The sequence below is a fragment of the Lysobacter enzymogenes genome, from assembly GCF_023617245.1.
Lineage (GTDB): Bacteria > Pseudomonadota > Gammaproteobacteria > Xanthomonadales > Xanthomonadaceae > Lysobacter > Lysobacter yananisis.
Genome location: NZ_CP067396.1, coordinates 2,151,597 through 2,163,383, shown reverse-complemented (window position 1 = coordinate 2,163,383; position 11,787 = coordinate 2,151,597). Strand labels below are relative to the sequence as shown.

The window sequence follows — 11,787 nt, the reverse complement described above, 5'->3', positions numbered from 1 at the left end:
CCCTGGATTCCCGCGTTCGCGGGAATGGCGGAATCGAAGGGGCGCGTTCGCTGGCCGATGCGCTCGTTCGCTCACGCACTCGCCTCATGCACTAGCGTCGCGAGCTCGCGCCGTGCGCTCGCGCGCATGCCGGCCGCGGTTGCGCCGCGTCGTTTTCGTCGCTTCATCGCGCCATCATTCGTCGCGCCGACAGGCGATAGCTCAATCGCGCGGACCGGCCTTGCATCAGCTCGCACGCGAATCGCAACGACGCGATTCGACCCGGCGCGACTTCGCATTTCACCCTCGACACTCCGCGTCGCTCGCGCAAATCCGGCGTGCATACCGGACCACGCTCACACCGAATCCCGGCACTCGCCGATCCACGCATTTGTGATCGCAACCACGCTTGCCCGCGATGGTTTCGCCAGTAACCGCTTGCACTTCCATGGCTTCCGAGAAGCCCGCCTGAGCGCACAAAAAACGCATGCGGATGCCGACAAGGTTGGACCGCGCCCGCGTCCTCAGCGAGCGCCGCGGCGCGAGTCCGCCGCCCTTCCCTATTCGCCATTCCGACAAGGAAACGCACGATGATCCGCAAGAACGCGCTTTGCCTGGCGCTCGTCGCCGGGCTGTCTGGTTTCTGCACCCTGGCTTCGGCCAAGTCCCCGGTCGCCGAGATGGATTCGGCGCCGGTCACCGGTACGCCCTCGGCCGGCGCCATGGGCGCTGCCGAATTCGCCGCCAGCGCCAAGGCCAGCGTACCGCGCGTGGTCAGCCTCGGCCAGCCCACCAGCCTGGACGTGTCGGCGCTCAAGAGCCGCCGCTTCGAGCAGGACAAGCACGGCCAGCCGCTGGAGATCGGCTTCGCCCGCGACATCGCGCGCAGCGCGGTCGATCTGAACACCCTGGCCTGGCAGCCGCTGGCCGACGGCGGCCGCGCCGCGCGCTTCGAAGTGTCCTCGGCCGGCGCGGTGGCGTTGCGCGCGGGCCTGTCGCTGCGCGGCGCCGGCGCGAAGTCGGCGACGCTGCACTTCGCCGGCAACGACGGCCGCGTGTTCGCCCAAAGCGGCGCCGATTTCGCCGGCAACGAACTGGGCTGGTCGCCGGTGGTGGCAGGCGACACGCTGACCGTCGAACTGGTGCTGCCCAAGGGCGTGAACGCCAAGGCGCTCAAGCTCAACCTGCCGCAGCTTTCGCACCTGGACATCAGCCCGGTCGCCAGCGACCGGCAGATCCAGGAGAAGGTCGCCAAGGTCGGCGAGAGCGACTACTGCGAGAAGGACATCGTCTGTCGCGTCAGCCCGCCGTCGGGCTTCGTCTCGACCGCCAAGTCGGTGGCGCGCATGACCTTCACCACCTCCGGCGGCACCTACCTGTGCACCGGCACCCTGCTCAACAACAACCACTCGCCGAAGAAGCGCCTGTTCTGGACCGCGGCGCACTGCATCAGCACCCAGACCGTCGCCAACACCCTGCAGACCTACTGGTTCTACGACGTCACCACCTGCGGCGGCAGCACGGTCAACCCGGCCTACACCACGCTCAGCGGCGGCGCCTACCTGCGCCACGCCAACACCACCCGCGACACCGCGCTGCTGGAACTCAAGACCGCGCCGCCGTCGGGCGCCGTCTACGCCGGCTGGTCGAGCGCGGCGATCGCCGCCACCGGCACCGCCATCGAAGGCATCCACCATCCGGCCGGCGACGTGAAGAAGTACTCGCTGGGCTCGGTGAACGGCCTGTCGACCTCGATCGACGGCAAGTCGCCGCTGTACCGCGTGGTCTGGAGCACCGGCGTGACCGAGGGCGGCTCCTCGGGCTCGGGCCTGTTCACCGTCACCAGCAGCGGCGGCTACCAGCTGCGCGGCGGCCTGTACGGCGGCACCTCGTACTGCAGCGCGCCGCGCGATCCGGATTACTACTCGCGCTTCGCCGACATCTATTCGAGCGTGTCGTCGTACTTCAATCCGTAAGCGTCGCATCGCAACGCAACGCCGGCCGTCGCCTCGCGCGACGGCCGGTTTTTTTATGGGGCGGATTTTTTTTATGGGGCGGATGCAAGCCGCGACCGCGGCACCGCGGCTGCGACGCGAACCCGGAACGGCGCGGCCGCGGCTTGTGCCGCGCCTGCAGGGGCGTCCGGACCGTTCGTCGCAAACCCTTTATCTCGCGATTGCAGGTTATGGCGGACTGCCATAACCTGCAAAACGTATTTAAGGGGTTTTCGATGCGGCTCGAACACCATCAATTCCGCGACATGGACCTGGTCGGCGGCGATCCCGCCCTGGACCTGGTCAATACCGTCACCGCACGCGACACTCTGCCGCGCGACTGGCTCGACGATTACCCCGCACTGCTGCGCTGGGCGCGCAAGGCCGCGCTGGTACCGGCCGCCGAACTGCAGGCGCTGGAGCGCCTGGCCGCCGCACCGGCGGCGAAGTCGGCGGCCGCGCTGGCCCGCTGCAAGCAACTGCGCGAGGCCTTGTGCGCCGCGCTGTATGCGCTGGCCGGCGGCGGCGAACCTGCCGCCGCCGAGCTCGAAATCCTCGACCAAGCGCGCTTGTCCGCCTCGCGCGCCGCGCGCCTGGTCTCGCGCGGCGGGCGCCTGCGGACGCAATGGTCGGCGCAGCGCTCCGGGCTCGACCTGATCGCCCACATCGCCACCGCCCATGCCATCGAACTGCTCAAGGACGCGCGCCTGGAACGACTGCGCGTATGCGACGGCCGCGACTGCGGTTGGGTGTTCGTGGACAGCTCCAAGAGCGGGCGCCGGCGCTGGTGCGACATGGCCACGTGCGGCAACGCGGCCAAGGCGCGGCGCTTCAATCAACGCCACAAGGAATGAACCCGCGCCGCGATGCGCGGCCCGTCCGATCCAACCGTCCACCGTGCCGGAGCGCCGATGCGCCGTTTCCGCCCGCCCCGCAGCCTGCGCCCCGCCGCTGCGTCCGACTCTCCCGCGCGCTGGCTGCCGATGGCGATCCTCGCCGCGGCCTGCGCCAGCGTCTGCGCACTGGCCTATCCGCGTTCGCCGGCAGCGATGCCGCAACGCTGGGCGCCAGCCGGCATCGCCAGCGACCAGTACGAATCCTCGCCGACCTTCTCGCCCGACGGCCGCGAGCTCTATTTCATGCGCAGCGACCGCGACTTCGCCCAATGGCGCATCCTGCATTCGCGCTGCACCGACGCCGGCTGGTCGCCGCCGGCGCCGCCCGCCTTCGCCGCGGCGCGGCCGGGGCTCGACGCCGATCCGTTCGTGAGCGCCGACGGCAAGCGCGTGTACTTCGTATCGGCGCGCCACGACCCCAAGGGCGAAGACCTCGACATCTACTACGTCGAGCGCGAAACCGGCGACTGCAAAACCGACGACTGCTGGAGCGCGCCGGTGCGGCTGCCGACGCCGGTGAACTCGCCGGCGTCCGAGCTGCTGCCGCGCGCGCTGGCCGACGGCCGGCTGCTGTTCGGCTCGGCGCGCGCCGGCGGACTCGGCCAGGGCGATCTCTACCTCGCCGCGCCGCGGCCCGGCGGCGGCTGGCGCGTGCGCAACATCGGTGCGCCGGTCAGCAGCGCGGCCAACGAGTACGAAGCCGAAATCTCGCGCGACGGACGCGAACTCATCGCCGTGACCGACCGCGGCGACCGTTCGCACCTGTACCGCTATCGCCTGGAAAACGGCCGCTGGCGCGCGCGCGGCAGGATCGCCGCACGCGCCGATGCGTTTCAGGTCGGCCCGCTGCTGTCGCCGCGCGGCGACCGCCTGCTGTTCGCCCAGGCCGACGGCGAGCGCTCCGGCGAGTTCTTCCTGATCGACCTCAAGCCCGATCCCGACCCGCGCTGGCCGCCGCATTGTGCCGGCGCGGACTGAGCCCGGAACGAGCCGGATCGCGCCTCAGGGCAGCAGCCAGGCGTGAACGCTGCCGACCAATCCGCCGATGGCGGCGAAGCCGGCCAGCACCAACAGCACGACCCGCAACGCGATGCCCGCGCCGACCGGCCGCTGGACCACGATCCACGCGCGCTGCTGCGCTTGCGGCGACATGCCGTCCACGCTCAGGCTCAGTTCGCTGTCGCGCGCGAGTTCGAACCAGCCGGTGCTGATCCGGGTCGAACTCAAGCCGCTGACCTTGGTGCGGCTGAGGTACTTGCGATGGACCGCGATCGGCTCGCCGCCGGCGGCCTCGTGCAATGCGTAGTGCACGCCGAGGAAATCGGGACTCAGGGTGCGCCCCTCGATGCACAGGTCGTAACGGCCGGCCGGCACGCTCAGGCGCTCGCCGCTGCGCGCCGGCACGCGCGCGACCAGCGCGCGGTCGAGCAACCGCAACAGCGAGCCGATCGTCCGCGCCAGCGCGACCAGGCCGGCGACGAACAGCAGCGGACACAGCAGCCCCCACACGGTGACGCTCATCGCCGCGTCCTCGCCGCCCGCCGCCTCAAGCCGAAATGCCGGGCACGTGCTCTTCCGCCTCGGCGGGATCGTGCTGGCGCGGCTTGGGCGCGATCAGCGGCGTCTGCTGCATGTTGCCGTACAGCAGCGACACGCCCGCGCGCACGCCGTCGACCAGCTCCAGCTCGAAGCGCTCGGCGTCGCGGCGGCGGATGTCGGCCACCACCTCGGCCGCGTCGTCGGCCGACACGCCCAGTTCGATCAGCGCCGCTTCGCCGAAGCGCATCGCCGATTCGAAGGTCTCGCGCACCTGCAGGTCGACCCCGGCATGCACCAGCTCCAGCGCGTGCTCGCGGTCGAAGCTGCGCGCCAGCACCCGCGCCTGCGGGAACTCGTGGCGGATCAGCTGCGCCGTGCTGGTCGCCGCGGCGCGGTCGTCGATGCAGATCGCGATCAGCTGCGCGGTCGCCGCACCGGAGGCGTGCAGCACGTCCAGGCGGGTGCCGTCGCCGTAGTAGACCTTGAAGCCGAAGCTGCGCGCGCTCTCGATCATCTCCACGTCGGTGTCGATGATCGCCACCTCGACCCCGCGCGCCAGCAGCGATTGCGACACCACCTGGCCGAAGCGGCCGAAGCCGATCAGCAGCACGCTGCCGCTGAGGCCGTTGGGCTCGTCCACGCCCTCCAGCGACAGCGCGGTCTTGGGCGAGAGCCGGCGCAGCACGATGATCGCCACCGGCGTGAGCACCATCGACAGCACCACGATCGCGGTGAGGTTGGCGCCGATCTCGGCCTGGATCAGGCGCGCGTTGACCGCCGCGGAGAACAGCACGAAGGCGAACTCGCCGCCTTGCGCCATCAACACCGCTCGGTCCAGCGCCTCGGTGTGGCAGGACTTGAGCAGGCGCGCGACGATGTAGATGCACAGCGCCTTGACCAGCATCAGCGCGAACACGCCGCCGACGATCAGCGGCCAGTTGGCGGCCACCACGGTCAGGTTCAGCGACATGCCCACGCTGAGGAAGAACAGGCCGAGCAGGATGCCGCGGAACGGTTCGACGTCGGCCTCCAGTTGGTGGCGGAAGCTGGATTCCGACAGCAGCACGCCGGCCAGGAACGCGCCCATCGCCATCGACAGGCCGCCGACCTGCATCAGCAGCGCCGCGCCCAGCACCACCAACAGCGCGGCCGCGGTCATCACCTCGCGCGCCTTGGCCGCGGCGAGCACGCGGAACATCGGATTGAGCAGCCAGATGCCGGCGGCGAGCAGCGCCGCCAGCGAGGCCATGGCGATGCCGACATCGGCCCAGCGCGAATGCGCGGCGGCCGCGGCGGCGCCAGGTTCCGGCGGCGCCATCAGCGCCACCAGCGCCAGCAGCGGCACGATCAGCAGGTCCTCGAACAGCAGGATCGAGACGATGCGCTGGCCGCGCGGCAGCGCCAGGTCGCCGCGCTCGCCGAGGATCTGCATGACGATGGCGGTGGAGGTCAGCACGAAGCCCATCGCGCCGATGAAGGCCACCACCGGCGGGAAGCCGAACAGCAGGCCGACGCCGGTCATCGCCGCCGAGCACAGCGCGATCTGCGCGGTGCCGAGGCCGAAGATCTCGCGACGCAGGCTCCACAGGTGCGAAGGCCGCATCTCCAGGCCGATGATGAACAAGAACATCACCACGCCGAGCTCGGCCACGTGCAGGATCGCCTGCGGGTCGGCGAAGAAGCCCAGCCCGAACGGGCCGATCGCCAGGCCCGCGGCCAGGTATCCGAGCACCGAGCCCAGGCCGATGCGCTTGAAGATCGGCACCGCGACCACGCCCGCCGCCAACAGCACCACCACCTTGACCAGTTCGCTCCCGCCCGCCGCTTCGGCCGCCATCGCACTCTCCTCTTGCCGCGCCGCCGGCGCGCCGTTCACGTTCACAGGACCAACCGCGCGGGTTGGGGCCACAGCCTAGCAGGCACGGGCACCCGCCGATGCGCACGCGCGCCGCACGCTGCATTGCCCGTGGCGACGCTTGCATCCGCGCCCGGCGTGCGTGGCGGGCGCTGATACCGCGTCCGTTGCCGGCGCGTGCGCCGCGAGCGCCGCGCTTATCGCCAGCGCCCTGCGTCTCGCCGGCGCCGAGCAGCTCACCAGCACCAGGCACTCACCAACACGTATCATCGCGGCGATGCCAGCATCTGCCGCTCTCTCCGCCTCTTACGGCTTGCCGCGCTCCGCGCCGCTGCGACGCGCGTGGCGGCTCGCGGCCGCAGTCGTCTGCCTGGCCTGGGCCGCCTGCGCCGGCGCCGCGGGCGTCGACGGCGCCGGTTCGAACGGCGCCACCTTCAACGGCGCCGGCTCCAATGGCGCCGACTCCAATGGCCCGATTCCCCACGCCACCGGCTCCGACCGCGCGCTCCCCGACAACGCGATCAGCGTGCTCGACGCCACCCGCGCCGACCGCCGCATCGAAGCGGCCAACGTCGAACTGCGCCGCGACGGCCAACCCACCCTGGCCGCCGCCAGCGACGCGCAAGGCCGCGCCGCGCTCGATCAGGCCGCGCTGCGCGATCCGGCCGCGCGCCTGAGCATCCGCAAGCCCGGCTATGCCGAACTGCTGGCGCAATGCCCCTGCGACGGCCGGCGCTATGCCTTGAGCCCGGCCCTGGCCAGCCTCGACGGCCTGCGCGTGGTGCTGGGCTGGGACGCGCCCGGCGTGGACCTCGACGCGCACCTGAGCTTCCCCGGCAACCACGTCTACTTCCAGCGCCCGCGCGGCCTGGAGGCGCGCCTGGACCTGGACGCGGCCGACCGTCGCCGTCCGGAGACCGTCACCATCGCCCGCCGTCGTCCCGGCGAGGCCTACACCTATGCCGTGCACGACTTCGGCCATCGGCAGCGACCCGAAGCCGACGCGCTGGCGCGCAGCGGCGCGCGGGTCTACGTCTACGTCGGCCAATCGCTGGTGCGCACCTACGCGGTGCCGGCGCAACCCGGCAACGTGTGGACGGTATTCCGCATCGACGGCGAGGGTCGGTTCGAAGAGATCGACCGCATCGCCGCCAGCCGCGCCAGCGCCGATGCGCTCGGCGCCGAACTGGCGCGCGCGCCGGGCCAGGCGGCCGCCGCCGCAGCGGTCGAAGGCGAGGACGCGGTCGCCGCCAACCAGCGCGGCGAAGCCGCCTATCGCGGCGGCGACCTCGCCGCCGCCATCGCCGCCTACCAGCAGGCGATCGAACTCGATCCCGGCTACGCCCTGGCCTTCAGCAACCTCGGCCTGGCCTATGTGCGCAAGGGCCGCGCCGCCGAGGCGATCTGGACCTCGCGCCGCGCCATCGCCCTGGCCAAGGGCCCCGGCGCGGCGACCATCCGCGCCGGCGCGTACTACAACATCGGCAAGCTCTACGAACTCGACGGCCAGTACGAGCGGGCGATGTCGAACTACCTCGCGGCCAAGCGCGAGAAACCCGACAAGAGCTACGACGAGGCGCTGCAGCGGGTCAGCGGCTACTGAGCCGGCCACTCGACGGCCGCGAACCCCGCACACCCCTCGCGATCGCTCATGTACACGCAGGCCAGCGACAGACCGGCCGAGGACCGACGAACATGGACACCATTCAAGACCACAGCCATTCCGCGTCGCCGGCCCGACGCCTGCGCGCCGCGGCGCTGCGCGCACCGGCGTTCGCCGCGCTGTGCGCGCTGCTGGCGCTGGCCCCGGCCCACGCCGCCGGTCCGGCCGAGGTCGCCGCCGCCGACCGCGCCGCCTGGCCGCGGCCGATCGATTCGCCGGCCGCGTTCGACCGCGCCTCGCGCGCCGAGATCCTCGCCTTCGCCCATGAGCTGGCGCTGTCGGAGCCGCTCGACGACGCCGCGCTGGCGCAGCGCCTGCGGCTCAAGCAGGTCGATCGCGCCAGCGTCGACAAGATCCGCGCCCGTTGGTGGCGGCGCCTGAGCGACAACTACCGCCTCGCCGCGCGCGCCTGCGCGCCGCGCGAGCCGTTCTGCGCGCCGGCCGGCGATGCCGCCGCGCTGCGCGCGCTGGCGGCGGACTTCGGCGCCGCGCCGCAACCCGAGTTCGCCGCCTGGCGCGCCGACGCCGCGCGCTTCCACCGCATCTACCTCGACGAACAGCTGCGCCTGGCGGCGCTGTTCCCGCGCACCAGCAGCGAGATCGACACCTACTCGGCGCAGGAGATCGACGGCAGCGAACTGCCCGACCGCCAGTTCCTGCTGACCTTCGACGACGGCCCGACCGCGCCCGGCGGCAACACCGACACGCTGCTGCGCACCTTGCGCGAGCACAAACTCAACGCGACCTTCTTCGTGCTCGGCGAGCGGCTGCAGCCGCGGCTCAAATCCGAAGCTGCGGCCAAGACCTATGCCGGCATGTGCGTGGCCTCGCACGGCTGGGAGCACCAGTCGCATTCGCGCTGGCCGCAGTGGCAGGACTCGGTGATCCGCAGCAGCGCGCTGGCGCGCGAGCACGCCGGCGCGCTGTACCGGCCGCTGTTCCGCCCGCCGTACGGCCAACGCCGCGCCGACAGCGGCGAGTTCTTCCGCACGCAAGGCCTGCGGGTGGCGCTGTGGACCATCGATTCGCAGGACTGGAACCCCAAGGTCGGCGCCGGCGAGGTGCAGGGCCGCTTGCTGAGCCTGATGCTGTTGTGGCGGCACGGCACGATCCTGTTCCACGACATCCACGACAAGGCCCGCGTCGCCCTGCCGTGGCTGCTGCGCCAGACCCGCGGCGCCGGCGTGCAGTGGGTCGATTGCAAGACCTACCCCGCTCCCTGAGTGAAGCCCCTGTAGGAGCGGCGCAAGCCGCTACCGCGACACTTCGACTACGGCGAAAGTTGCGACGTAGCCGGAGTGTCGCGGTCGCGGCTTGCGCCGCTCCTACAAAAGCCGACTGCGAACCGCCGGGCCTTGCGCCCGCGGCGCCGATGAGCCGTTTGCGCCGCCTTTGGCGAGTAACACGGCGGCGCCGCGCATCCGCGGCGCCGTCCACGCCAAGGAGGCAATACTCATGTCCCACCGGTTCCCGTTCTCGCTGCCGGCGCTCGCCGGCGCCCTGTACCTGGCGCTGCCGCTGGCGGCGTTCGCCAGCCCGCCGCCGAACGCCAACCAGACCGTTCCGGTCTGCGGCTACGTCATGGAAATGAATCTCGGCTTCGTCGCCACCGGCACCACCGCGCGCGTGCTGGCCCAGGCCAACCTGCGTCCGGACGGTTTCAGCCCGCCCGCGCCGCCGCCGGTCAGCTACACCGTGTACGCCGCCGGCTGGTGGCGCGACGACACCCATCCGAACTGGGAGATCGACGAGGACTCGCGCAGCGGCAGCCAGTCGTTCCCGGCCGAACCGGCGGTCGCCGGCCAGCACGTGTTCCTCAGCGGCGGCTGCCAGCTCAAGGGCGTGGCGACCGTCGTGGTCAACTGCCCGTCCGGTCCGCCGCAGGTGCGCACGCTCGAACGCACCTGGGTCGGCTGCGGTCTCTGACCGCGGCGGCGCGGGCGGCCTCGGCCGCCCGCTTTTTTCATTGTCGCGGCCTCGGCCGCCCGATCTTTTGCTGCTGCGGCCGCGGCGGCGTGCTGTTGCCGCTGCGGACTTGTCCAACCGCTTCTTGCCGCTACCGCCCAGGCCGCCCGCTGTTCGCTGCCGCGGCCTCGATCAACCGCGCTTCAGCGCAGCCCGATCGCGCTCACCGCAGCGAACTCAGGCCAGCGCCGCCTGATGCACGCCCGCGACCGCGCGCCCGGACGGATCGGCCGCGTTGGCGAACGCCGCGTCCCAGGCGATCGCCGCCGGCGACGAACAGGCGATCGACTTGCCGCCCGGCACGGTGTTGGCGCAGGCCTCGCCGGGGAAGTGGCGCTCGAAGATGCTGCGGTAGTAATACGCTTCCTTGGTCTGCGGCGTGTTGATCGGGAAACGCACCGCCGCCGCGGCGAGGTCGCGGTCGCTGACCTGGGCCTCGGCATGGGCCTTGAGCCCGTCGATCCAGCCGTAGCCGACGCCGTCGCTGAACTGCTCCTTCTGCCGCCACAGGATCGAGTCGGGCAGATAGCCTTCGAACGCTTCGCGCAGGATCGATTTCTCGATCTTGCCGGCGGCCTTGTCGACCATCTTGGCCTGCGCGTCCATGCGCATCGCCACCTCCATGAACTCCACGTCCAGGAACGGCACCCGCGGCTCCACGCCCCAGGCCATCATCGACTTGTTCGCGCGCAGGCAGTCGTAGCTGTGCAGCGCATCGAGCTTGCGCACCAGTTCCTCGTGGAACTCGCGTGCGTTCGGCGCCTTGTGGAAGTACAGATAGCCGCCGAAGATCTCGTCGCTGCCCTCACCCGACAGCACCATCTTCACCCCCATCGCCTTGATCCGCCGCGCCAGCAGGAACATCGGCGTGGACGCGCGGATGGTGGTGACGTCGTAGGTCTCGATGTGGGCGATCACGTCCGGCAGCGCGTCCAGGCCTTCCTCGAAGGTGTAGGTGAAGCCGTGGTGCACGGTGCCCAGCGCCTGCGCCGCCACTTCCGCCGCGGCCAGGTCGGGCGAGCCGTCCAAACCGATGGCGAAGGAATGCAGGCGCGGCCACCAGGCTTCGGACTGGTCGTCCTCCTCGATCCGGCGGCGGGCGAAGCGCGCCGCGCAGGCCGCGACCAGCGACGAATCCAGGCCGCCGGACAACAACACGCCGTAGGGCACGTCGCTCATCATTTGCCGGTGCACGGCGCGCTCGAACGCCTCGCGCAGTTCCTGCCGGCTCACCTCGACCCCGCGCACCGCGTCGTAGTCTCGCCACGGACGCTGGTAGTACTTCACCGGCGCGCCGACCTCGCTGTCGTAGTAATGGCCCGGCGGGAACGGGGCGACGTCGTCGCACAGCCGCGCCAGCGCTTTCATTTCGGAAGCCACCCACAGGCGGCCGTCGGCGTCGTGGCCCCAGTACAGCGGGCACACCCCGATCGGATCGCGCGCGATCAGGTAGCGGCCGCGCGCGCTGTCCCACAAGGCGAAGGCGAAGATGCCGTTGAGCCGGCCGAGCAGTTCGCCCGGTTCCAGACCCTCGCGGTACAGCGCGTTGACCACTTCGCAGTCGGACTTGGTCTGGAACTCATACGGCTGGGCGAGTCGCTGTTCCAGCTCGCGGTGGTTGTAGATCTCGCCGTTGACCGCGAGCGCCAGTTCGCCGTCGGCCGAGCGCAGCGGCTGCGAGCCGCCGCTGGGATCGACGATGGCCAGGCGCTCGTGCACCAGGATCGCGCGCGGTTCGGCGTGCACGCCGGACCAGTCGGGACCGCGGTGGCGTTGCCGCGCCGACAACGACAGCGCCAGGGGTCGCAGCGGACGCAGGTCGGCGCCGGCGCGCAGGTCGAACAGGCCGAGGATCGAGCACATCGGGGAATCTCCAGTGGGGTTCGAAGCGGTGGG

9 protein-coding genes are annotated in these 11,787 nt (G+C 71.2%); 6 read left to right on the top strand and 3 right to left on the bottom strand.

Going from position 1 to position 11,787, the window contains the following annotated elements:
• The first annotated feature begins 569 nt into the window (after positions 1 to 569).
• From JHW41_RS09065 to JHW41_RS09055, 3 genes are all read left to right on the top strand, one after another.
• Positions 570 to 1,955 carry a trypsin-like serine peptidase gene (locus tag JHW41_RS09065; RefSeq protein ID WP_250449688.1) on the top strand — a complete coding sequence of 462 codons (1,386 nt, stop codon included), beginning with the start codon at positions 570 to 572 and terminating at the stop codon, positions 1,953 to 1,955.
• A 254-nt stretch (positions 1,956 to 2,209) separates the two neighbouring features.
• Complete coding sequence (locus JHW41_RS09060; protein WP_250449687.1) at positions 2,210 to 2,827, top strand: CGNR zinc finger domain-containing protein; 618 nt, start codon at positions 2,210 to 2,212, stop codon at positions 2,825 to 2,827.
• A gap of 57 nt (positions 2,828 to 2,884) precedes the next feature.
• The gene (locus JHW41_RS09055) at positions 2,885 to 3,847 is read left to right on the top strand and encodes a TolB family protein (protein WP_250449686.1); all 963 of its coding nucleotides are present in this window, start codon (positions 2,885 to 2,887) and stop codon (positions 3,845 to 3,847) included.
• A gap of 24 nt (positions 3,848 to 3,871) precedes the next feature.
• Here the strand turns inward: JHW41_RS09055 and JHW41_RS09050 are convergent, their stop codons facing one another.
• Both JHW41_RS09050 and JHW41_RS09045 read right to left on the bottom strand, forming a co-directional pair.
• Complete coding sequence (locus tag JHW41_RS09050; RefSeq protein ID WP_250449685.1) at positions 3,872 to 4,390, bottom strand: hypothetical protein; 519 nt, start codon at positions 4,388 to 4,390, stop codon at positions 3,872 to 3,874.
• A 25-nt stretch (positions 4,391 to 4,415) separates the two neighbouring features.
• Positions 4,416 to 6,245, bottom strand: coding sequence for a monovalent cation:proton antiporter-2 (CPA2) family protein (locus JHW41_RS09045; protein WP_057948228.1), 1,830 nt, complete (start codon positions 6,243 to 6,245; stop codon positions 4,416 to 4,418).
• 295 nt (positions 6,246 to 6,540) lie between these two features.
• Between JHW41_RS09045 and JHW41_RS09040 the strand changes: the two genes are divergently transcribed.
• From JHW41_RS09040 to JHW41_RS09030, 3 genes are all read left to right on the top strand, one after another.
• The gene (locus JHW41_RS09040) at positions 6,541 to 7,866 is read left to right on the top strand and encodes a YfaP family protein (protein ID WP_250449684.1); all 1,326 of its coding nucleotides are present in this window, start codon (positions 6,541 to 6,543) and stop codon (positions 7,864 to 7,866) included.
• Between the two features lie 92 nt (positions 7,867 to 7,958).
• The gene (locus tag JHW41_RS09035) at positions 7,959 to 9,149 is read left to right on the top strand and encodes a polysaccharide deacetylase family protein (protein WP_250449683.1); all 1,191 of its coding nucleotides are present in this window, start codon (positions 7,959 to 7,961) and stop codon (positions 9,147 to 9,149) included.
• Between the two features lie 232 nt (positions 9,150 to 9,381).
• Positions 9,382 to 9,852 carry a hypothetical protein gene (locus tag JHW41_RS09030; protein WP_250449682.1) on the top strand — a complete coding sequence of 157 codons (471 nt, stop codon included), beginning with the start codon at positions 9,382 to 9,384 and terminating at the stop codon, positions 9,850 to 9,852.
• Between the two features lie 216 nt (positions 9,853 to 10,068).
• Here the strand turns inward: JHW41_RS09030 and asnB are convergent, their stop codons facing one another.
• Entirely contained in the window at positions 10,069 to 11,754 is a 1,686-nt protein-coding gene (gene asnB / locus JHW41_RS09025; protein WP_250449681.1) for an asparagine synthase B, read from the bottom strand.
• Between the last annotated feature and the right edge of the window lie 33 nt (positions 11,755 to 11,787).

Excerpts from the sequence above, each read along its gene's own strand:
- asnB (WP_250449681.1), bottom strand. The coding sequence starts at position 11,754 with ATGTGCTCGATCCTCGGCCTGTTCGACCTGCGCGCCGGCGCCGACCTG.
- JHW41_RS09045 (WP_057948228.1), bottom strand. The coding sequence starts at position 6,245 with ATGGCGGCCGAAGCGGCGGGCGGGAGCGAACTGGTCAAGGTGGTGGTG.
- JHW41_RS09065 (WP_250449688.1), top strand. The coding sequence starts at position 570 with ATGATCCGCAAGAACGCGCTTTGCCTGGCGCTCGTCGCCGGGCTGTCT.
- JHW41_RS09050 (WP_250449685.1), bottom strand. The coding sequence starts at position 4,390 with ATGAGCGTCACCGTGTGGGGGCTGCTGTGTCCGCTGCTGTTCGTCGCC.
- JHW41_RS09040 (WP_250449684.1), top strand. The coding sequence starts at position 6,541 with ATGCCAGCATCTGCCGCTCTCTCCGCCTCTTACGGCTTGCCGCGCTCC.
- JHW41_RS09060 (WP_250449687.1), top strand. The coding sequence starts at position 2,210 with ATGCGGCTCGAACACCATCAATTCCGCGACATGGACCTGGTCGGCGGC.
- JHW41_RS09055 (WP_250449686.1), top strand. The coding sequence starts at position 2,885 with ATGCGCCGTTTCCGCCCGCCCCGCAGCCTGCGCCCCGCCGCTGCGTCC.
- JHW41_RS09035 (WP_250449683.1), top strand. The coding sequence starts at position 7,959 with ATGGACACCATTCAAGACCACAGCCATTCCGCGTCGCCGGCCCGACGC.
- JHW41_RS09030 (WP_250449682.1), top strand. The coding sequence starts at position 9,382 with ATGTCCCACCGGTTCCCGTTCTCGCTGCCGGCGCTCGCCGGCGCCCTG.